The organism is Caulobacter sp. FV2ps19, from assembly GCF_058681035.1.
This window is the reverse complement of sequence record NZ_CM178729.1, coordinates 653,531-674,544: the sequence shown is the minus strand read 5'-3', so window position 1 is coordinate 674,544 and position 21,014 is coordinate 653,531. Positions and strand designations below refer to the sequence as shown.

The window sequence follows — 21,014 nt, the reverse complement described above, 5'->3', positions numbered from 1 at the left end:
TCCTTCGAGGCTCACCTTCGGCTCGCATCTCAGGATGAGGACGCTTTTGTTGAATTCCTCATCCTGAGGCGCCCTCCGTAGGAGGGCCTCGAAGGACGCACGGACCCTACCCCATCCGCCCGATCAACCGGGCCAGGCGCGCCACGCCGTCTTCGATCTGGGCGTCGGTCGGCAGGGAATAGCTCAGCCGCAGGGCGTTGGCGGCCGGAACCTCGGCGAAGAACGGCTCGCCGGGCACGAAGGCGACGCGCTCCTCCGCCAGGGCCCGTTCCAGCAAGACCCTGCCGTCCATGCCTTCGGGCAGCTGGATCCAGACGAACATGCCGCCCTGCGGCCGCGACCAGGTGACACCGGCGGGCATGTGGCGTTCCAGCGCCGCCAGGATGGTGCGGGCATTGGCGCCATAGGCGGCGCGCAGCATGCCCAGATGCTGCTCATAGCCTTCGGACACGGCGCGGTGGGCGACCATCTGGTTGATGGTCGAGACGTGCAGATCCGCGCCCTGTTTGAGCAGGACCAGCTTCTCGATCACCGCGCGCGGGCCGCAGACCCAGCCGATGCGCAGGGCCGGTGACAGGGTCTTGGACAGGGTGCCGCAGAACAGGGTGCGGGCCGCCTCGATCGAGCCCGAGCGGGCGATGTCCAGTGACAGCAGGGTCGGCAGGGCCTCGCCCGAGAAGCGCAGCTCGCGATAGGCGGCGTCCTCGATCAGGGTCATCTCCAGGTCGCCGACCAGGTCCAGCAACGCCTCGCGGTCGGCGAGGGTCAGGCTCTGGCCGGTGGGATTGGCGAAGTCGGGGACGAAATAGCCCAGGGCGCCGGTGGCCCGTTCGCGCGCCGCCGCATCGAGGCCGGCGCCGGACAGGGCGCCGTCGGGCAGGTCCAGATAGGCTGGCTGGTAGCCGTTGAAGGCCTGCAGCGCGCCCAGATAGGTCGGCCGCGCCACCATCACCGTATCGCCGGGGGAGATGAACAGCTTGCCCAGCAGGTCGAGGGCCTGCTGCGAACCGGCGGTCAGCATGATGTTGTCGGGGCCGCAGGCCATACCGTCGCGGGTCATCCGCTCGGCGATCCACTGGCGCAGCGGCAGATAGCCTTCGCTGACCGAATATTGCAGCGCCTGGGCGGCCAGTTTGGGATCGGCCAGGATGGCGTCATAGGCCGCCTGGATCCGCTCACCGGGAAACAGCCCCGGATTGGGGATGCCGCCCGCGAAGGACAGGATGTCGGGCTGATCCAGAAGCTTGAGCAGTTCGCGGATCTCGCTGGCGCGGACCCGGTCCATACGCTCGCTGAAACGCGCAGCCCAGTCAGGTGTGGTGGTGGTCATCACGTGTCTATCCGTAAGTTCGCCGACGGCCTGGCCGCCCTTGAGCCACGCCTCGGCGCGGCTCCCTGATCAGGTCAGGAGCGTCATACGGAGCGGATAAGGTCCTGCGCGCGACGGAGCCCAAAGCCCCGACGACCGCCTTGGGTCGTGTTCATGGCCAAGTCGTAGCGCGATCGGGGGACGAAGGGAACTCCCTTGGGGCTGACGGGCGCTAGAGGCGCGGGCCAACAAAAAAGGGCGGCCACGAGGGCCGCCCTTTTCCGGACTTTGGTCGGGGGAAACAGAGGATCTATCAGCCGGCTTCGGCCAGGTCGCCATCAGTGGCGCCCAGCAGGGCCATCTGCAGACGCGACCGGTCGCGGCGGGCCGCTTCCAGGGCGCCTTCGGACAGGGCGGCTTCGGAGGTGAGACGTTCGATCTGGGCCTGCAGTTCGCCGACTTTTTCTTCGTGCTGGCGACGCGCGAGGTCCTGGTTTTCCTGCAGGGCCTCGAAACGCGTGCGCAGTTGGGTGGCGCGTTCTTCGGCCCGCTTGAGGGTCTTTTCGTGGGTGACGGCGGCCTTGGCCAGCTGGTCGGCGCGTTCGATGGCCGCGGCGCGGGCCGTGTCGACGCCGGCATGACGCTGGCGCAGGGTCTCGCTTTCGTCTTCCAGCGACCGGATCCGGTCCAGGGCGCGTTCGAGGGCGACGTTCAGGTCGCCGGCCCGGCGTTCAACGGCCTGTTGCTGGGCGCTGGATTCGGCCAGGCGCTGCGCGATCTGGCCGTTCATTTCTTCCAGCTTGTCGGCGCGGCCGTTTGCGGTTTCCAGGCGGGTCTGCAGGGCGGAGATCTCGGCGCGGCCGGCCTCGACCTGATTTTCCAGGCCCCGGATGGTGCGGCCGGCATCGGCCTGATGGACGGCCAGGGCGTTTTCGGTGGCCTGGATGCGCGCCCGTTCGGCGGCGATCTGGGCTTCGAGATCGGTCTCGATGCGCGACAGCCGGGCGATATCCAGACCGGCCTGGTCGATACGCTTCTTCAGGGTCGCGACTTCCTCGACCAGGAGGGCGTTGTCCTGGTTGGCGCGGGCCAGAGCCGCTTCGGCTTCGCCGCGACGGGTGTCGATGTCCTGGCTCTGGGTGCGCAGGGTTTCGACATCCTGCACCAGATGCTCGATGCGGGCCGTGGAGTCGCGCAGCGAGGCGTCGAGATTGCCGACCCGCAGGTCGGACTGCAGCAGGCCGTTGCGCAGGCGATCGATCTCCAGCGCATTGTCTTCCAGCGCCGATTCCTGCGCCTGACGGCTGGCGTCGGATTCGCTGAGCGCCGTTTCGGTCGTGGCCAGCCTGGCGGAGAGTTCGCGCTCTTCGGTCTGGGCCAGGGCCACCTGGCGCAAGGCCTGCTCATAGTTGGCGCGCAGGGCGATCAGTTCGGCGTGCTCGGCGCGGCGGGCTTCGAATTCCTCGGCCACCGGCTGACGGATCTCGGACAGCAGCGGCTCGATGGCCCGAAGGTGCTCGACGACGCGGCTGATGCTGTCGAGGCCGCCGTGAATGGTTTCGTAGCGGACGCCGATGGCCTGGGTCGATTCGATCAGGCGTTCGGAAAACTCCGACCGTCCGGAATCTTCGACCAGCATGGCGGGCTTGGGCGGTTGCTTGCCGTCACGGACGTTCTTGGACAGTAGTCGCATCTCGCCCACCCTCGCTTGGTCGCAGGTCTCATTAAGCCGACGCGGCTTATCGACCGCTGACCGCGAATCCCCATTAATAGAGATTAACAGGGTAGTCGAACGTCAAGTTGAATGTCGAGTGCGCAGTCGTCGCACCCCCGATATTGCGCCAACGCCGCGCCGGGCCTTCAAACCCGACGCGGCGGCGCCCGAAAATTCGCCTTTGGCGGGTCCTCAGGCGGCGGCCTGCTCCGCCGTTTGCACCGGATCCAGGCGGATCAGATAGTCGAAGGCCGAGAGCGAAGCCTTGGAGCCCTCGCCCATGGCGATGATGATCTGCTTGTAGGGCGTGGTGGTGGCGTCGCCGGCCGCGAACACCCCCGGGATTGACGTCTCGCCGCGATAATCCACCTCGATCTCGCCGCGATTGCTCAGGGCCACGCCGCTGTCCTTCAGCCACTCGGTGTTGGGCACCAGGCCGATCTGCACGAACACGCCTTCCAGATCGACGCGATGCACGGCGTCGCTGTTGCGGTCCTTGTAGGTCAGGCCGTTGACCTTGGCGCCGTCGCCCAGGATCTCGGTGGTCATGGCCGAGGTGACGATGGCCACATTGGGCAGGCTGGCCAGCTTGCGCTGCAGCACCGCGTCGGCCCGCAACTGGCTGTCGAACTCGATCAGGGTGACGTGGGCGACGATGCCGGCCAGGTCGATGGCCGCCTCGACGCCGCTGTTGCCGCCGCCGATCACCGCCACGCGCTTGCCCTTGTAGAGCGGCCCGTCGCAGTGCGGGCAGTAGGCCACGCCGCGGTTCTTGTACTCGGCTTCACCGGGGACGTTGACGTTCCTCCAGCGGGCGCCGGTCGACAGGATGACGCTGCGCGACTTCAGGCTGGCGCCGTTCTCGAGCTTGATCTCGATCAGACCGCCGGGAACCCTGGCCGGAACCAGGCCGACGGCCTTTTGCAGGTTCATGATGTCGACGTCGTAGTCCTTGACGTGCTGTTCCAGCGCCGAGGCCAGTTTGGGGCCTTCGGTGTGCGAGACCGAGATGAAGTTCTCGATGGCCATGGTGTCCAGCACCTGGCCGCCGAAACGTTCCGCCGCCACGCCGGTGCGGATGCCCTTGCGGGCGGCGTAGATCGCCGCCGCCGCGCCGGCCGGGCCGCCGCCGATCACCAGAACCTCGAAGGCGGCCTTGGCCTTGATCTTTTCGGCCATGCGGGCTTCGGCCCCGGTGTCCATCTTGGCCAGGATCTGCTCCAGCTCCATGCGGCCCTGGCCGAAGGGCTGGCCGTTCAGCAGGACGGTGGGCACGGCCATGACCTGGCGCGCCTCGACTTCCTGCTGGAACAGCGCGCCGTCGATGGCGACATGGGTGATGCGCGGGTTCAGGGCGCTCATGGTGTTGAGGGCCTGCACCACGTCCGGGCAGTTCTGGCAGGACTGCGAGAAATAGGTTTCGAAGTGATAGTCGCCGTCCAGGGCGCGGACGCGGTCCAGCACTTCGGCGTCAACCTTGGGCGGGTGGCCGCCCACATGCAGCAGGGCCAGGACCAGCGAGGTGAATTCATGGCCCAGCGGCAGGCCGGCGAAGCGCACCGAAGCGTCTCCCGCCGCGCGGGTGATGGCGAACGACGGCTTGCGGGCGTCCTCGCCGGCCAGGTTCAGGGTGACCTTGTCGGACGTCGAGGTGATGTCCTCGAGCAGAGCCAGCATGTCCTTGGAGCCCGCGCCGTCGCCCAGCGAGGCGACCAGTTCGACCGGCTCGCGCAGGTTCTGCAGATAGGCTTTCAGCTGGGTCTTCAGGCTGTCGTCCAACATGGCGGGCTCCGAATGCGAGGCGCAGGTCTCCCGTGAGGAGACACGCGCGAAATTTTGGGAAGGGGGCGCCGCCGCCGGCTCCGAGGGAGATGGGCGGGCGGCGGCGCCGGATCGCGACCGATCAGGTCGCGGGTCGTCTTTAGGCTTTAGATCTTGCCGACCAGGTCGAGCGACGGCGCGAGGGTCTTTTCACCCTCTTCCCACTTGGCCGGGCAGACTTCGCCCGGGTGCGAGGCGACGTACTGGGCGGCCTTGATCTTGCGCAGCAGTTCTGTGGCGTTACGGCCGATGCCTTCGGCGGTGATTTCCATGAACTGGATGACGCCTTCCGGGTCGATCAGGAAGGTGCCCCGGTCGGCCAGGCCCACGCCTTCGCGCATGACCTCGAAGTTGTTGGTCACCAGGCCCGACGGGTCGCCGATCATCGTGTACTGGATCTTGCCGATCGCCGGCGAGCTGTCGTGCCAGGCCTTGTGCGAGAAGTGTGTATCGGTCGAGACCGAATAGACCTCCACGCCCATCTTCTGCAGCTCGGGGTAGTTGTCGGCCAGGTCTTCAAGCTCCGTCGGGCAGACGAAGGTGAAGTCGGCGGGGTAGAAGAACACGACGGACCACTTGCCCTTCAGGTCGGCGTCGCTGACCTCGATGAACTTGCCGGCTTTGAAGGCCTGGGCGGTGAAGGGTTTGATGGTGGTGTTGATCAAGGCCATGGAGTGCTCCCGTAAATGGTGAGATGTTTCTACGCCCTCGGACGGCATAGGTCCAATCGATTAATTCAGTCCTGTCGATAGGGCGGGTCTATGAACAGGCGTTCGGATCGGCTATGAACAGGGGATGCTCCCGACCCTGCGCCAACTGCAATATCTGAAACTGCTCTCCGAGCACGGCTCGTTCAGCCGGGCCGCCGAGAGCGCCCATGTCACCCAGCCCACGCTTTCAGCCGGCATCCAGGAACTGGAAAAGATCCTGGGCGCGGCGGTGGTCGATCGTGCGCGCTCGGGGGTGATCCTCACCGCCGCCGGACAGGAGGCTGTGCGCCGGGCCCAGGACATCCTCACCCGGACCGAAGATCTGGTTCAGGCCGCGCGAGGCGCGGGCCTGCCGCTGGCCGGCCGGTTCAGGCTGGGCGTCATTCCGACCATCGCCCCCTATCTGCTGCCGCGCGCCCTGCCCGTGTTGCGCGATCATTTTCCCAAGCTGCGCCTGTTCCTGCGCGAAGACCTGACCCAGCGGCTCATCGCCAGCCTCAAGGCCGGAGCCCTGGACGCGGCCCTGATCGCCCTGCCCTACGACATGCAGGGCCTGGACTGGGCTCATGTCGAGGATGACGAGCTGCTGGCGGCGGCGCCGGCCAACCATCCGATGGCCGCCTTCGCGCGCGTCGATCCTGAAAGCCTGCGCGGCGACGACCTGATCCTGCTGGAGGACGGCCACTGCCTGCGCGACCACGCCCTGACCGCCTGCGGCCTGGACGCGCCCAAGGGCTTTGGCGACGAGGAAAGTTTCGCGGCCACGTCCCTGCCGACCCTGGTGCAGATGATCGGTTCGGGCCTGGGGGTCTCGTTCCTGCCGGCCATGGCGGTGGAGGCGGGCCTGACCGACAAGGCCGCGGTCACCGTCCGTCCGCTGGATCACGCCAATTCCAGCCGCGAGATCGTCGTGGCCTGGCGGGCCGGATCCACCCGGGCGGCCGAAGGCCGGTTGCTGGCCGAAACCCTGCGGGCGGCTTGACGGCCCATCAGCCGCTCTAAAATGACCCAGCGCTCGCAACGAACCTGGGGTCGATAATCAGATATATCTAAATACGCTCTTGACGCCGATCCGATTCGATATATCTATAATTCCGATATAACGAAATAGGATCTAAATCACATGTTTGGACGACACCATCACCACCACGGCGGCCATGGCGGCCACCACAGCCGGCATCCTTTCGGGTTCCATGGTCATGATCATGAGGGCCGCGGCCATCACGGTCGCGGCGGACGCATGGGCCGGTTCTTCGACCACGGCGACCTGCGCTTCGTGGTCCTCAAGCTGATCGCCGAGAAGCCCAGCCACGGCTATGAGCTGATCAAGGCGGTCGAGACGGCGGCCGGCGGCGCCTATACGCCCAGCCCCGGCGTGATCTATCCGACCCTGACCCTGCTGGAAGAGCTGGGCTACATCACCGTCAGCGAGGCCGGCGGCGGCAAGAAGCTGCACACCATCACCCCCGAGGGCGAAGCCTTTCTCGAAGCCAACGCCCAGCCGGTCAAAGGCCTGTTCACGCGGATGGCCGAGGCCGCCGCCCGCAGCGCCGCCTTCTCGCCGCAGATCCTGCGGGCCCGCGAGAACCTCAAGACCGCCCTGCGCCTGAAGCTCACGGCCGGCCAGCTGTCGGCCGAACAGGTCGAGGGCATCGCCAAGGCCCTGGACGACGCGGCCGGCGTCATCGAACGCCTTTGAGGAGCCGGCCCATGCAGAGCCACGCCCGCCTGACGACCGACAAGGCCGCCCGCTACATGACCCAGTTGGCCAAGCACTGGAGTCACAAGTTCGAGGTCGTCCTTGATGACACCACCGCCCGCATTCCGCTGCCGATCGGAACGTGCCGGATGGTCGCCGACGAGGCGGGTCTGGACATCACCGTCGAGACCGACGACCTCGACGGTCTTGCCCGACTGGAGGACGTGGTCGCCGAACACCTGCTGCGCTTCGCCTTCCGCGAGGGGGTGACGAAACTGGCCTGGACCCGCGCCTGGGCGGCGGGTCGCATTGACCCGCCGGCGTTTCGGGTGGGCGTCGGGCGCGCGGATCCGGGTCCGGCCTGAGCGATGGCGGATCACCGGCTCGCGCGGTAGAGTTGGGGCGCTCCTCAGAGTGCGTGGATAGAGGTCGGTGATGAACAGCGCAGGGATTGGACGTCGAAGCCTGTTGGGCGCAGCGGGTCTGCTGGTGGCGGGACCGCTTCAGGCCCGGGCGGCGGCCAAGCCCCGCGTGGCGATCCACACCGCCCACGGTTTGATCGTGGTGGCGCTGGAGTCCGAGAAGGCGCCGATCACCTCGGCCAACTTCCTGCGCTATGTCGACGCTCGCAAATATGACGGCGGCGACTTCTATCGGGCGTCACGCACCAAGGGCGCGCCCAGATCAGGCTCCATTCAGGGCGGCCCGTCGATCCGGGCCCGCCGCTATGCGCCGATCGCCCACGAAAGCACCCGCAAGACGGGGCTCAGGCACCTGGCCGGGACGATCTCGATGGCCCGCAACGAGCCCGGTTCAGCGACGGCGGACTTCTTCATCTGCGCCAGCGCCCTGCCCTATCTGGACGCTCATCCCGGCGCGGCCGGCGACAACCAGGGCTTCGCGGCCTTCGGCGCGGTGGTTCGAGGCCTGGACGTCGTCAAAAAGATCCTCGCCCTGCCGACGCCCGGCGACGGCGCCACGCCCGGCATGAAGGGGCAGATGCTGGATCCGAGGGTGCCGATTCTCAGCATGAAGCGCGTGGTCTAGGACAAGACAAGCGGCCTTGCGGTCAGTGCAGACCGCGAAGCAGATCCAGCCGTCGCATGGCCTTGCCGGGCAGTTCCGACATCCGGCCCAGCGGCAGGGACTCGGCCATCTGGCGCACGCCATAGGCGGCGTGGCGGATGAACGCGGCGGGGGAGGGCGCGCCCAGAAAGCCGAACACCACGGTCTGTTGGGCGTTGGACAGTTCGCGCTTGAAACGATAGTCGCCGGCCCCCAGGTCGAGCCGCTGATAGGGCCCGCCGTCCATACCCTTCAGGATATCCTGGAACAGCATCAGGCCGGGCGAATAGCGCTCGAACTTGGGATTGTGGCCGATCAGCCAGCCGTGAATCGTGTGGGCGCCGCGCAGATGCAGGTGCGCCGCCGCCAGTTCGCCGCCCAGATGCAGGGTGTAGAGCCCGCCGCCGAAGGCCTCGTCGCGGGTTTCGAACAGGGCTTTGACCAGGTCCCTGACCCAGGGCGTCTTGAAATAGTCGGTCTGGCGGGTGGCCGTCAGCTGGCCGCGCTTCCAGGCGATCAATTGTTCGAAATCGGCGTGATCATCCGACATCGCCGTGAACACGGCGGGGCCGACCTCGCGCTCGGCCTTGCGGCGCTTCTTGTCGATATCCTTGAGCACGCCTGAACCGGCCGCGCGGCGCTCGGCCTCATAGGCGGCGTAGCCGTTCGGGACCTCGACGATCCAGGAGCTGGTCTGGCCGCGACCATGGCGGGCCAGGGTCTCGTCGTCGGCCTGCATGTGGCAGAAATCCAGACGGCTGACGCTCAGGGCTGACAGCAGGCGGCGCGGATCGATCGCGACCCCGGGCGCCGAGACCAGGGCCTGATAGTCGCACATCGGCGCGCCCACCGGCATGCCGACATGGGAGCGCACCCGGGTCGGCAGGAAGCCGATGGCCTGGCCGTCGCCCCCGCGCAGGATCGCCACCTTGACCGCCTTGCCGGCCGCGCCCTGGGCCCGGGCCACGGCCTGGGTCCAATGCGGCGACAGGAATGGCGAGTCCAGGCGCGCCTGGCCCGCCTGCAACAGCGACCAGCGGTCGATGTCGGCGGGCTGCAGATCCATCGCGGAAACGACGTCGATCTTCAAGGGAATGGGCTCTTGGCGACTCGCGACCGGAGCTGGTCTGGCGGGAGTCTGCTCCAGATAGATTTCCCCAATGTTGACGCGCGCCTACGTTGTGCGATGCGCGTCAAACGATCTCAGTCCATCAGCTTGCGCGAGAGATAGACATATTCCAGGGCCTGGCGACGGGCGGTCTCGGCCAGGTTGGCGCTGGCCGCGTGGCCGCCGTCGATGTTTTCGTAATAGAGCACCGGATAGCCCAGTTCCTCCAGCCGCGCCGCCGCCTTGCGGGCGTGGGCGGGATGGACGCGATCGTCCTTGGTCGAGGTCTCGATGAACACCTCGGGATAGGGCTTTGCGGCCTTCAGATTGGAATAGGGGTCATACTTGGCGATAACGGCCTTTTCCGACGGGATGGCCGGGTCGCCATACTCGCCCACCCACGAGGCGCCGGCCCCGATCTGGCTGTAGCGGATCATGTCGAACAGCGGCACCTGCACGACGATGGCGTTATAGAGCTCTGGCCGCTGGGTCAGGGCCACGCCCATCAGCAGGCCGCCATTGCTGCCGCCCATGATCCCCAACCGACGCGGTGAGGTGAGCTTGCGGTCGATCAGGTCCTGGGAGACGGCGAAGAAGTCGTCGTAGACCTTCTGGCGGTTTTCTTTCAGACCGGCCGTGTGCCAGGCGGGGCCAAACTCGCCGCCGCCGCGGATATTGGCCACCACGTATGTGCCGCCGCGCTCCAGCCACAGCTTGCCCATCACGCCCGAATAGCCCGGTGTCATCGACACCTGGAAGCCGCCATAGGCGTAGAGCAGGGTGGGGTTGGTCCCGTCATATTTCACGTCCCTGGGCCGCACGACGAAATAGGGGATCTTTGTGCCGTCGCTGCTGGTGGCCTCGAACTGCTCGACCACATGGGTGGAGGCGTCAAAGCGGGCCGGCGAGGCCTTGACCTGCTCCAGCTTCAGCGACCCGGCGTCGGCCAGCCAGTAGGTCGAGGGCGCCAGATAGCCGGTGACGGTGACGAACAGCCGCTCGTCCTTCTCGGCGCTGGAGCCCAGGCCGATCGAGGAGTTGGCCGGCAGGTCCAGAGCCTTTGCCGCCCAGCCCTCGGGACCATGGCTGAACACCTTGGCTGCGCCCTTGACGTTGTCGAGCAGACCCACGACCAGCTTGGTGCGGGTGGTGGTCACCTGTTCCACCGACTGGCGGGCCGTCGGGCGCAGAACGAGGACGGCCTTGGCCGTCGTCGGCGCGGCTTTCAGGGCGGCGAGGTCAAAGCTGATCAGGTCGCCGGTCCTGAAACCCTTTTCCGGCCAGTCCTGCTCCATCAGCACGACCATCTGGCCGTCGACATAGCCCTGGATCGAGCTTTTCAGCGGCAGGTCCAGCTTCACCGGCGCGGCGCCCTCGATCAGATAGACCTCGCTTTCAAAGAAGGTCACGCCGCGATGGGCCATGACGGCGACCGCCTTGCCGTCTGCGTCCCGCAGCACGAACGGGCTGACCGAGACGTCGGTCTCGACGCCGCGATAGACTTCCCGGGCCTCGCTCAGCGCCTGACCACGCTTGAGCGTCTTCAGCACATAGGCGTAGCCGGACTTGGTGACCTGACCCGGTTCCCATTCGCGACCGACCAGCAGGGTGTCGGCGTCCAGCCAGGTGTAGTTCTGCTTGCCCTCGGGCAGATGAAAACCGCCCGCCACGAAGCTCTTGGTCGCCGTATCGAACTCGCGGACGCTCACCGCGTCCTTGCCGCCGTCCGACAGGGTGATCAGGCAGCGGGTGTCCTCAGGCGGCAGGCAGCTGGCGCCCTTGAACACCCAGTTGGCGCTTTCGGCCTTTGAGAGGGCGTCGATGTCGAGGATCGTCTCCCAGACCGGCGCGGCGGTGCGATAGCTGTCCAGGGTAGTCTTGCGCCATAGACCGCGCACATGGTCGGCGTCCTGCCAGAAATTGCGCAAGCCGCCGTCGCCGGCGAACGATACGCCGGGCACCCGGTCCTTGGCGTTGAGGATGGCCAGGGCCTGGCTTTCCAGCGGGGCGTAGCGGGGATCGCCCTGCAGCACCGGCAGGGTCCTGGCGTTCTGGGCCTTGGCCCAGTCCATGGCCCGCGTCCCCTCGATCTCCTCCATCCACAGATAGGGATCGTCCTTGCCCAGATCGGTCAGCGGCGTGCGCGCCGGCGTCGGGTTGGCGGGCTCGGCGGCGTGTGATGCGGTCATGAGGCTCGTGGAGGCGAGGAGGGCAAGGACAAGGCGCTTCATCTAGGGATCCATCGGGTGGCGCGACAGGGGGCATGACGCGAGGTCGGGCCGGGACGGTATCGGAAAAATTCACCCGCGCCAGAGCCCCGAGGCGAGGATCAATCCCTGTGATTGGGAATGTTCAGAATGATCCCGCACGCCTTGCAGTGCACGGCGTCGGGATCATGCCGCTGCAGTCCGCAGGACGGGCAGGGGTGGACCACCTTGTGCGGCCGCAGGATCGACTGGATCAGGCCGATGAACAGCGACACTCCGCCCAGCATCACCGCCATCGACAGCAGCTTGCCCCAGACGCCGGGCAGGGTGATGTCGCCATAGCCGGTGGTGGTCAGGCTGGTGACGGTGAAATAGAGGGCGTCGACATAGCCGCTGACGCCCTCATAGCGGCCGACGAAGCTGGAATAGACAAAGCCGGTGGTCACAAACACGAAGGTGACCAGGGTGGCGGCCGCCTTGGTGATGTCCTCGACCCGGGTGTCGTCATAGCGCCGACCGATGGTGCGCCAGAAGAAATCGCTGTGCACCAGGGTCAGCAGCCGCACCACGCGCAGGAAGCCCAGGTTCAGTAGCCAGGCGGGGAACAGCAGGGTGGCCAGCACGAACAGGTCCACCCAGACGATCGGCTTTTTCAGCCAGGCCAGGGTGTCGCCGTGGGCATAGGCCCGCGCGGCCAGATCCAGGGCCAGGAAGGCGGCCACCGCATAGTCCAGCACATAGAAGGTCAGGCCGTAGCCGCGCATGGCCGGCGCGGCGATGAAGAAGGCGATGATCAGGAAATCAACGACGATGATCCCATAGCGGAACCGCACCGCCGTCGGCGACGCGCCGTGATAGAGGGCGCGTAGCCGGGCGCGGAGGCGCAGATCTTGGGGCGCGGGGATGCTCAAACCTCGTCCTTCTGGCTCGCCGAAATCAAGGGCTGCCGCACGTCCGGGCGCGACGTCACGTGTGACCCTCTGACTCGCCGCGACTTTTCCACTATATAGCCCCTACCATGAGCCGCAGTTTCCTCAAGATGAACGGCCTCGGCAACGACTTCGTCGTGATCGAGACCGCCACCCAAGCCTTCAATCCGACGGCGGAGGAGATCCGCGCCATCGCCAAACGCCCAGATGCCAAGGGTAATGGGGGCGGCATCGGCTGCGACCAGGTGATCGCCATCGACCCGCCGCGCGCGCCGGGCGCCAGCGCCTATGTGCGGTTCTGGAATTCCGACGGCGACGAGATCGGCGCCTGCGGCAACGGCACGCGCTGCGTGGCCTGGCTGCTGATGCAGTCGGCCGGCAAGGACAGCGTCGCCTTCGACACTGACGGCGGGCGCCTGTCGGGCCAGATGGCCGGCGACAAGCGCGTGACCGTCGATATGGGCCCGCCGGGCCTGGACTGGACCCAGATCCCGCTGGCCGAAGAGATGAACACCGAGCGGGTCGAGCTGCAGGTCGGTCCGATCGACGCGCCGCTGGTCCATACGCCGGGCTGCGTTTCGATGGGCAATCCGCATGTGGTGTTCTTCGTCGACGCGCCGGTCAGCGATGAGTTCGCCAAGGGCACGGGCAGCCTGGTCGAGCACCACCCGCTGTTTCCGCAGGGCGTCAATGTCGGCTTCGCCCACATCGCCGCCCGCGATCACATCAATCTGAAAGTCTGGGAGCGCGGCGCGGGCCTGACGGCCGCCTGCGGCACCGGGGCCTGCGCCGCCCAGGTCGCCGCCGTGCGTCGGGGCCTGACCGATCGCGTCGCCACCATTGAATTCGAGAGCGGCTCGCTGGTCATCGAATGGCGCGAGGCCGACGGCCACGTGATCATGACCGGTCCGGTGACGATGGAATACGCCGGCAAGCTGCCGGAAAAGGTCGCCGCATGAGCCTGCATCCCGCGCTTTCTCATCCCGCCTTGGCGCCCGGCAAGACGGCCGTGATCACCGGCGCCGCCGACGGCATCGGTCTGGCCGCCGCGAAGATTTTCCGCGAACTGGGCCTCAACGTGGTCATGGCCGACGTCACCGGCCGCAAGCTGAAGAAAGAGGCCGAGGCCATCGGCGCGATCGCCGTGCCGACCGACGTCGCCGACCGCGCCGCCGTCGAGGCCCTCAAGACCGTCGCCCTCGAAACGTTCGGCGCGGTCGATGTGCTGATGAACAATGCCGGGGTCGGCGGCGGCGGCGACGCCTTCGCCGGCGATGACGCCTGGTCGCGCATCCTCGACGTCAATCTGTGGGGCGTGATCAACGGCGTGCAGGTGTTCGGCGAGACGATGGCCCTGTCGGGTCGTTCTGGCCTGATCATCAACACCGGCAGCAAGCAGGGCATCACCCAGCCGCCCGGCGACACGGCCTATAATGTCTCGAAATCGGCGGTGAAGGCCCTCACCGAGGGCCTGGCCCACACCCTGCGCCAGACCGAAGACTGTCAGGTCACCGCCCACCTGCTGATCCCCGGCTACACCTTCACCGGCATGACCAAGCGCGGTCCGGGCGGCAAGCCCAACGCGGCCTGGACGCCCGAGCAGGTGGTTCACTTCATGCTGGCCCGCATCGAGGCCGGCGACTTCTACATCCTGTGCCCCGACAATGATGTGTCACGCGCGGTCGACGAGAAGCGCATGGCCTGGGCCATGGGCGACATCATCGAAAACCGCCCGGCCCTGTCGCGCTGGCATCCCGACTGGAAGGACGCCTTCGCGGCGTTTGTAGAGTCGTGACCACCTACACCGTCGTCTCGCGGCCGCCGTCGCCCAAGCCCGCCGCTGGCGAAGAGGGCGGTCCGGTCACGACGATGTCCGGTCCCGACGGCGTCGACGTCGTCACGTTCGGCTGCCGGCTGAACGCCTATGAGTCCGAGGCCATCCGGGCTCGCGCTTCGGCCGACGGCCTGTCGGACGCGGTGGTGTTCAACACCTGCGCGGTGACCAACGAGGCCGTGCGCCAGGCCCGTCAGGCGATCCGCAAGGCCCGTCGCGAGCGCCCCGACGCCCGGCTGATCGTCACCGGCTGCGCGGCCCAGATCGACCCCGCCGCTTTCGCCGCCATGCCGGAAGTGGATCTGGTGCTGGGCAATGCCGAAAAGGCCGCGCCGGGCGCCCTGCTCGACACCTCCACCCGCGTGCGGGTCAATGACATCATGTCGATCAGGGAGACCGCCGGTCACCTGATCTCCGGCCTCAAGGACCGCGCCCGGGCCTATGTCGAGGTCCAGAACGGCTGCGACCACCGTTGCACCTTCTGCATCATCCCGTTCGGACGCGGCAATTCGCGCTCGGCCCCGGCCGGCGAGGTGGTCGAGCAGATCCGCCGCCTGGCCGCCGAGGGCTACAATGAGGTGGTCCTGACCGGCGTCGACGTCACCTCCTGGGGAACCGACCTGCCGGGCCAGCCCACCCTGGGCCAGCTGGTCGGCCGCATCCTGAAACTGGTCCCGGACCTGCCCCGCCTGCGCCTGTCGTCGATCGACGCGGCCGAGATCGATCCGGACCTGTTCAAGCTGCTCGAGACCGAGCCGCGGCTGATGCCTTATCTGCATCTGAGCCTGCAGGCGGGCGACAACATGATCCTCAAGCGCATGAAGCGACGGCACAGCCGTGAGGACGCCCTGAAACTGGTGTCCGAGGTGCGCCGCGTGCGGCCTGACACCGCCTTCGGCGCCGACCTGATCGCCGGCTTCCCCACCGAGACCGAAGAGGCTTTCGAAAACACGCTGAAGCTGGTGGAAGACGCCGGTCTGGCCTTCCTGCATGTCTTCCCCTACAGCGCGCGCCCCGGCACCCCGGCCGCGCGGATGCCGCCGGTCAAGGGCGGCGTGATCAAGGACCGCGCCCGCCGCCTGCGTGAAGCCGGTCAGGCCGGGCTGGAACGCCATCTCCAGCGTCAGGTCGGCCGGGTGCTGTCGGGCCTGGTCGAGCGCGACGGCGTGGCCCGGGCCGAGGACTTCACCGAGATCACCTTTGCCGGCGAGGCTGTCCACGGTCAGATCGTCGCCTTCAGGGTGACCGGTCATGATGGAAGCCGGGTGATCGCGGAGCTGGCGGCCTAGGGTGGTCGCTCGCCGTGCGATCTGCGCCCTGGCGGGCGTCCTCCTGTTTTGCGGTCTGTCCCCCGCTCGGGCCCAGGTCGCGGAAGAAGTCCCTGGATCCGTCGTCAAGACCGAGGACACGCCGCCGGCCGCCTTCAGGCCGCAGGGACCGGCCAGGCCGATCGCCTTCAGTGTGATGACCTATAATATCGAGGGTCTGCCCTGGCCGATCCGGTCGGGGCGCGGCCCGGCGCTGGAAGCCATCGGTCGGCAGCTGGCCGCGATGCGCGCCCGGGGGACCGAGCCCGACGTCGTGCTGTTGCAGGAGGGCTTTCGCGAAGAGACGGCCGACCTGATCGCGCTCAGCGGCTATCCGCATGTGGCGCGGGGGCCGCGCAAGAAGCAGCGCGACGCCAGCCTGATCGTTCGCGAGGATCGGCCGCGCTTCAAGCGGGTAAAGTATCGTCGCAAGGGCGAGGGCTGGGGCAAGTGGGGGTCCAGCGGCCTGTGGGTGCTGAGCAATCACCCGATCAACTGGGTCAAGTCGCATGCCTATCACTACTGCGCGGGCCTCGATTGCCTGGCCAACAAGGGGGTGATGCTGGTCAGTCTCGATGTGCCGGGTCTTCCCGCGCCGGTCGAGATCGCCGACACCCATCTCAATTCCAAGGGCGCCTCGGGCGTGCCGCGCAAGCGGGCGACCGCCGCCCATCACCTGCAGGCTGATGAGCTCAAGCGGTTCATGCTGCAGGATCGCACGCCCGGCGCGCCGCTGATCGTGGGCGGTGATTTCAACGTCATGCATTCGCCCGCCCGCTTCGACCATGTGATGGCCGACTATCCGTTCGAGGTGGTCAGCCGCTGGTGTCATGATCGGCCGCGCGCCTGCGACACCCAGATTTCCTATGACGGCGACGCGCCCTGGCTAAACACCCAGGACCTGATCGGCTTTCTGGACGGAGATCAGGTGGTGGTGACGCCCTTGGCGGTCGAGGCGACGTTCGACGGTGGAACCGAGCCGGTGCTATCGGATCATGACGGCTATCGGGTGACGTTCCGCCTGACGCCGCGATAGGCGCCTCAGGAGGGCGATGCAATGACGCTAAGCGGCGGCTGCCAGTGCGGGGCGGTGCGGTTCCGGGTTGAAGGCCCGCCGGGCCGGGCCTCCATCTGCCATTGCCGCATGTGCCAGAAGGCCTTCGCGGGGCCGTTCGGGGCGCTGGTGACGGTGAACTTCGCCGACCTGACCTGGACGCGCGGCGCGCCGACCCATTTTCGGAGCTCGGATCAGGTGAAGCGCGGCTTCTGCGCCGCCTGCGGCACGCCGCTCACCTTCGACTACAGCGACACGGTCATCGACCTGGCGGTGTTCGCGTTCGACGATCCGTCGGCGGTGGTTCCCGTGGTCCAGCTGGCGCGGGAGAGCCGCGCGCCGTGGATCGACCATGTGGCGGACCTGCCGGTGCGACCCTCGACCGGTCCGCCGAGCCAGATCACGTGCCGCCAGCATCCGGACCGGGATAGCTGACGGTTAGACCGCGTCCCCGCCTATCGCGCGGATTTGCCGGAGCTGGCGCAGAAGATCGGCGGCCTCATTCCGGCTGAGACCCAGGACTCGAAGCGGGACCCGGATTCGATGCAATCCGAGGGGATTGGCCAAGGACCAAACGCGTCTGGTCGTGACAATCCTGACGTCTGGCATTCGGCCTCTGGCCCCGCCAAACGCGGAGTTCTTCACCGCGATGGATTTCACTTCGGACCAGGGTAGCGGCCTTGGCATCAGGCTTGGGTGAAACCGCAAACCGTCTTGATCGGCGCGGAAGGCCGGTTGACGATCTCGGAGTCTCCAGCCGGCGCCAATCAGCAGCCAGACGAGGTAGATCGAAAGGGGTGGGATCGTCAGGCGCAGTCCGGGGACGGTTGAGGCCGGGTTTCCCCATGCATCGAATGCCGCCCAAATGTTGAGCGCCAAGGCGATGATTACGATGACGCACATTACGACGTCTTCAGCTCGGCGCCCGATGATTTCGATTGTTGGTTGGTTCGCGAATTTAGGTTTTCGCGGGCTCACGGCTTGTCTTCGCCCCCGACAAACCCCGGCAGGCTCCAGCCCAGCTTGATCGCGCAGGCCCGCAGGCCGAAGGCCGCGACAAAGCCTGCGATCCCCGCCGGCCAGAACGGCGCGCCCAGCAGTTTCAGCACCGCGAACACCGACGCGCCCAGCAGGGCGGCGGTGATGTAGATCTCGCGGCGCAGCAGCAGGTTGGGCTCTTCGGCCAGCACGTCGCGGATCACCCCGCCAAAGGCGGTGGTCAAAACGCCCATGACCACGGCGGTGATCGGATGGACGCCCAGGCTCAGGGCCTTGGCGGTGCCGACCACGGCATAGGCGGCCATGCCCAGGGCGTCGAGCCATAGCAGGGCCCGGAACCGCCAGCCCCGCTTGCCCAACAGCCAGACCAACGTGGCGGCGGCCAGGCAGGCCAGGATGTAGCCGGGCCGCTGGATCCAGAACACCGGCGCGCCGATCAGCAGGTCGCGCAGGGTGCCGCCGCCCACCCCGGTGATCGCCGCGAAGAACCCAAACGTGATGATGTCGTGTTTGCGCCGGGCGGCGGCCAGGGCGCCGGTCGCCCCAAACACAGCCACAGCGGCGTAGTCGAGCCAGAACAGGGTGGTCGAGAGGGGGTCCAGAAGCGGGTCCATGGGCGTTCATGCCATGCTCTGGCCGCCCGCGGAAACCATGGGCCGGTAATATCTGATTTACACTTTCGCCCGTTCCCCTAAAGGAGCGCGGATGAGCGATAAGCCCGAGCAGAAAAAAGGCTGGTTCCAGCGCCTGACCTCCGGCCTGGCCCGGTCGTCCCAGGCGATGACCGAGCAGGTCAGCGGGAGCTTCACCAAGAAGCCCCTGGACCAGGAGCAGCTGGACGCCCTCGAAGAGATGCTGATCGAGGCCGATCTGGGCCCGCAAATCGCCGCGCGCATCACCGAGGCCTTCGGCAAGGCGCGGTTTGGCAAGTCCTCGACCGAAAACGAGGTCAAGGAAGCCCTGGCCGAGCTGGTCGCCGCCGAGCTGGCCGACCGCGAAGGGCGCTTCGATCCGCTGGGGGGGCCTCGGCCCTATGTGGTGCTGTTCATCGGCGTCAACGGCTCGGGCAAGACCACCACCCTGGGCAAGGTCGCCGCCGACCTCACCGAGCGCGGCGCCCGCGTCCTGATCGCCGCCGGCGACACGTTCCGCGCCGCCGCCGTCGAGCAGCTCAAGGTCTGGGCCGATCGGTCCGGAGCCGATTTCATGAGCAAGCCCACGGGCTCTGACGCCGCCGCCCTGGCCTATGAGGCCGTCGAGCGCGCCAAGGCCGAGCACTATGACGTCGTGCTGATCGACACCGCCGGCCGGCTGCAGAACAAGCAGGGCCTGATGGACGAGCTGCTGAAGGTCATCCGTGTGGTGAAGAAGGTCGATCCCGACTATCCGCACGAGACCCTTCTGGTTCTGGACGCCACGGTCGGCCGCAACGCCCTGGCCCAGGAAAAGATCTTCGGCAACCAGGTCGGGGTTTCGGGGATTGTGATGACCAAGCTGGACGGCACCGCGCGCGGCGGGGTGCTGGTGCCGGTGGCCCGGGCCAGCGACAGTCCGATCAAGCTGATCGGCGTGGGCGAGGGGGTCGAGGACCTGCAACCCTTCGACGCCCGCGCCTTCTCGCGCTCGCTGGTCGGGCTGGAGGACTAGGCCGTGGACGAACAGAAGACCGAGAAAAAGAACGCCGCCTGGGTGCGGACGGCCGTCGACTATGGCGCGCCCCTGGCCTTCGCCATCGCCTATTTCAGCACCAAGAACTTCCAGACCGCCACCTGGGTTCTGGTCGCCGCCTCGGCCGTGGCCCTGGCCCTGGGCTATCTGGTCGAGCGCCGCCTGGCCCTGCTGCCGCTGTTTTCCGGGGTCATGGCCCTGATCTTCGGAACCCTGGGCCTGGTGTTTCACAGCGACGTCTTCGTCAAGATCAAGGTCACGGTCGTCAACGGCGCCCTGGCGGCGGCGATGATCGGCGGCGTGTGGCTCAAGCGCCAGCCGCTCAAGGCGCTGATGGGCGAGGCCATGCAGTTGCCCGACGCCGCCTGGCGCACCCTGACCCTGCGCTACGGCGCCTATTTCGCCTCGGCCGCCGTGCTCAACGAAGTCGTCCGCCTGACCCAGGACACGCCGACCTGGGTGAAGTTCCGCGTGGCCCTGCTGCCGCTGGCCATCGTCTTTTCCCTCACCCAGGTGCCCTTCATGATGAAGCACATGGCCAAGGGCGAAGAGCCCGCCGCGCCTGAGCCGCCAGACGCGGGCTTCTAAGACGCGGGCGTCTGGAAGCGCTTCCCCCGGCGGCTTCCGCCGACCACGGAGTATTGTCGTCAAATCGACGTGTAACGATGATATGGCTCTGTCCGTCGGCTGAAAAGACGAAGGCGAACCCATGTCCAAGATCAAGGTTGAGAAAACCAGCGGTTTGCTGGCGCGATCGCCCAGTCACCTGCTGCACCGGGTGCTGCAACTGGCGCTCGACATCTATGCCGAGGAATGCGGCTCGGCCGGAATCACTCAACGGCAGTTCGCCGTGCTTTCGGCGGTGGCGCAGAACGAGGGCGTCACCCAGACGGCCCTGGTCAAGGCCACCGGCATCGACCGCTCGACCCTGGCCGACATGGTCGCCCGGATGATCGCCAAGGGCCATCTGGAGCGTCAGCGCTCGGATCAGGACGCCCGCGCCAACAGCGTGCGTCTGGCCCCCGCCGGCCGCGTGGTGCTGGACGAGATCGCGCCGATGGTGGCCATGGCCGACGCGCGGATCATGGCCCTGCTCAAGCCCGGCAAGCGCGAAGGCTTCCTGGACCTGCTGGCCGACATGGCCGGCGCCGATCTGCATCCGGCGACCGACGCGGCGGCCCCCAAGGCCAAGAAGGCCAAGGCCGACAAGCCGAAAAAAGACAAGAAGCCCAAGAAGGACAAGGCCGCCAAGAAGGCGGCCTAAGGTGCTCGGCCTAGTAGCTGACCATCGGTAAGGCCCTTGCAAGGCAGGCGCGGGTCAATGCTTTCGAACGTGTCCGGGTGAATAGAACGCTGGCGGCGCCGTCCGTGTGTTCCTGATAGGTTGCATGTTTGCCGCCGCATTGCCGGACTGCGGCGATGACGACGGCTGATCCTCCCGGCACATAGTCCGAAGACAGGGTTCCTGGCGGACTGAGAGGCAGGTAACGGGTCAGGCCGAAATCGACCTTGTCACTTGGCGTCGTCGTAGCCAGAGGTCCGGCGAGCAAGGCAGCGACCAAGAAGACTTGGATCATGCGCCGCAGCGGT

General features: G+C 67.1%; 21 protein-coding genes. 12 read left to right on the top strand and 9 right to left on the bottom strand.

All coding sequences use genetic code 11. The annotated features are described in order from the left end of the window. Positions 1-106: 106 nt before the first annotated feature. The 4 genes from ACW18B_RS03185 to ahpC all read right to left on the bottom strand — a co-directional run bounded on the left by ACW18B_RS03185 (position 107) and on the right by ahpC (position 5,515). Positions 107-1,330: an aminotransferase-like domain-containing protein gene (locus ACW18B_RS03185; RefSeq protein WP_492049484.1), complete on the bottom strand. Its 1,224-nt coding sequence runs from the start codon at positions 1,328-1,330 to the stop codon at positions 107-109. Positions 1,331-1,622: 292 nt separating this feature from the next. After that, positions 1,623-3,002 carry an intermediate filament-like cell shape determinant CreS gene (locus ACW18B_RS03180; protein ID WP_492049482.1) on the bottom strand — a complete coding sequence of 460 codons (1,380 nt, stop codon included), beginning with the start codon at positions 3,000-3,002 and terminating at the stop codon, positions 1,623-1,625. A 213-nt stretch (positions 3,003-3,215) separates the two neighbouring features. Then, on the bottom strand, positions 3,216-4,805 hold the full coding sequence (ahpF, locus tag ACW18B_RS03175) for an alkyl hydroperoxide reductase subunit F (RefSeq protein WP_492049480.1): 1,590 nt from the start codon (positions 4,803-4,805) through the stop codon (positions 3,216-3,218). 146 nt (positions 4,806-4,951) lie between these two features. Continuing rightward, positions 4,952-5,515: an alkyl hydroperoxide reductase subunit C gene (gene ahpC, locus ACW18B_RS03170; protein WP_492049478.1), complete on the bottom strand. Its 564-nt coding sequence runs from the start codon at positions 5,513-5,515 to the stop codon at positions 4,952-4,954. A 124-nt stretch (positions 5,516-5,639) separates the two neighbouring features. Here ahpC and ACW18B_RS03165 point away from each other — a divergent pair, with 124 nt between their 5' ends. The 4 genes from ACW18B_RS03165 to ACW18B_RS03150 all read left to right on the top strand — a co-directional run bounded on the left by ACW18B_RS03165 (position 5,640) and on the right by ACW18B_RS03150 (position 8,300). After that, positions 5,640-6,536: a hydrogen peroxide-inducible genes activator gene (locus tag ACW18B_RS03165; protein ID WP_492049476.1), complete on the top strand. Its 897-nt coding sequence runs from the start codon at positions 5,640-5,642 to the stop codon at positions 6,534-6,536. A 141-nt stretch (positions 6,537-6,677) separates the two neighbouring features. Next, positions 6,678-7,253, top strand: coding sequence for a PadR family transcriptional regulator (locus ACW18B_RS03160; RefSeq protein WP_492049474.1), 576 nt, complete (start codon positions 6,678-6,680; stop codon positions 7,251-7,253). Between the two features lie 11 nt (positions 7,254-7,264). Next, positions 7,265-7,618: a DUF2218 domain-containing protein gene (locus ACW18B_RS03155; protein ID WP_492049472.1), complete on the top strand. Its 354-nt coding sequence runs from the start codon at positions 7,265-7,267 to the stop codon at positions 7,616-7,618. Between the two features lie 70 nt (positions 7,619-7,688). Next, the gene (locus tag ACW18B_RS03150) at positions 7,689-8,300 is read left to right on the top strand and encodes a peptidylprolyl isomerase (protein WP_492049471.1); all 612 of its coding nucleotides are present in this window, start codon (positions 7,689-7,691) and stop codon (positions 8,298-8,300) included. Positions 8,301-8,322: 22 nt separating this feature from the next. Here the strand turns inward: ACW18B_RS03150 and ACW18B_RS03145 are convergent, their stop codons facing one another. The 3 genes from ACW18B_RS03145 to ACW18B_RS03135 all read right to left on the bottom strand — a co-directional run bounded on the left by ACW18B_RS03145 (position 8,323) and on the right by ACW18B_RS03135 (position 12,544). After that, positions 8,323-9,408 (bottom strand): GNAT family N-acetyltransferase, encoded by a 1,086-nt coding sequence (locus ACW18B_RS03145; protein ID WP_492049469.1) that lies wholly within the window; start codon positions 9,406-9,408, stop codon positions 8,323-8,325. A 113-nt stretch (positions 9,409-9,521) separates the two neighbouring features. After that, on the bottom strand, positions 9,522-11,657 hold the full coding sequence (locus ACW18B_RS03140) for a prolyl oligopeptidase family serine peptidase (RefSeq protein ID WP_492049467.1): 2,136 nt from the start codon (positions 11,655-11,657) through the stop codon (positions 9,522-9,524). A 98-nt stretch (positions 11,658-11,755) separates the two neighbouring features. Continuing rightward, positions 11,756-12,544 (bottom strand): potassium channel family protein, encoded by a 789-nt coding sequence (locus tag ACW18B_RS03135; RefSeq protein ID WP_492049465.1) that lies wholly within the window; start codon positions 12,542-12,544, stop codon positions 11,756-11,758. A 107-nt stretch (positions 12,545-12,651) separates the two neighbouring features. Between ACW18B_RS03135 and dapF the strand changes: the two genes are divergently transcribed. From dapF to ACW18B_RS03110, 5 genes are read left to right on the top strand one after another with little or no spacing between them, the layout of a single operon-like run. Then, on the top strand, positions 12,652-13,521 hold the full coding sequence (gene dapF, locus ACW18B_RS03130) for a diaminopimelate epimerase (RefSeq protein ID WP_492049463.1): 870 nt from the start codon (positions 12,652-12,654) through the stop codon (positions 13,519-13,521). Then, entirely contained in the window at positions 13,434-14,357 is a 924-nt protein-coding gene (locus ACW18B_RS03125) for an SDR family NAD(P)-dependent oxidoreductase (RefSeq protein WP_492049462.1), read from the top strand. Before dapF ends, ACW18B_RS03125 begins: the two co-directional genes overlap by 88 nt. Continuing rightward, entirely contained in the window at positions 14,354-15,685 is a 1,332-nt protein-coding gene (gene mtaB, locus ACW18B_RS03120; protein ID WP_492049460.1) for a tRNA (N(6)-L-threonylcarbamoyladenosine(37)-C(2))-methylthiotransferase MtaB, read from the top strand. The genes ACW18B_RS03125 and mtaB overlap by 4 nt, the downstream gene beginning before the upstream one ends. A 1-nt stretch (position 15,686) precedes the next feature. Next, entirely contained in the window at positions 15,687-16,739 is a 1,053-nt protein-coding gene (locus ACW18B_RS03115; RefSeq protein ID WP_492049458.1) for an endonuclease/exonuclease/phosphatase family protein, read from the top strand. A 21-nt stretch (positions 16,740-16,760) separates the two neighbouring features. Then, the gene (locus ACW18B_RS03110) at positions 16,761-17,192 is read left to right on the top strand and encodes a GFA family protein (protein ID WP_492049457.1); all 432 of its coding nucleotides are present in this window, start codon (positions 16,761-16,763) and stop codon (positions 17,190-17,192) included. Between the two features lie 539 nt (positions 17,193-17,731). Here the strand turns inward: ACW18B_RS03110 and ACW18B_RS03105 are convergent. After that, on the bottom strand, positions 17,732-18,370 hold the full coding sequence (locus ACW18B_RS03105; RefSeq protein WP_492049455.1) for a trimeric intracellular cation channel family protein: 639 nt from the start codon (positions 18,368-18,370) through the stop codon (positions 17,732-17,734). A gap of 91 nt (positions 18,371-18,461) precedes the next feature. On the opposite strand from ACW18B_RS03105, the gene ftsY reads away from it, so the two are divergent. The 3 genes from ftsY (at position 18,462) to ACW18B_RS03090 (ending at position 20,688) form a co-directional block, all read left to right on the top strand. Then, positions 18,462-19,403: a signal recognition particle-docking protein FtsY gene (gene ftsY / locus ACW18B_RS03100; protein WP_492049453.1), complete on the top strand. Its 942-nt coding sequence runs from the start codon at positions 18,462-18,464 to the stop codon at positions 19,401-19,403. Positions 19,404-19,406: 3 nt separating this feature from the next. Then, complete coding sequence (locus ACW18B_RS03095; RefSeq protein ID WP_492049452.1) at positions 19,407-20,012, top strand: inner membrane-spanning protein YciB; 606 nt, start codon at positions 19,407-19,409, stop codon at positions 20,010-20,012. Between the two features lie 121 nt (positions 20,013-20,133). After that, positions 20,134-20,688, top strand: a complete 555-nt coding sequence (locus ACW18B_RS03090; RefSeq protein ID WP_492049450.1) for a MarR family winged helix-turn-helix transcriptional regulator — start codon at positions 20,134-20,136, stop codon at positions 20,686-20,688. 10 nt (positions 20,689-20,698) lie between these two features. Here ACW18B_RS03090 and ACW18B_RS03085 read toward each other — a convergent pair whose 3' ends face one another. Continuing rightward, positions 20,699-21,001, bottom strand: a complete 303-nt coding sequence (locus tag ACW18B_RS03085) for a hypothetical protein (protein ID WP_492049448.1) — start codon at positions 20,999-21,001, stop codon at positions 20,699-20,701. Between the last annotated feature and the right edge of the window lie 13 nt (positions 21,002-21,014).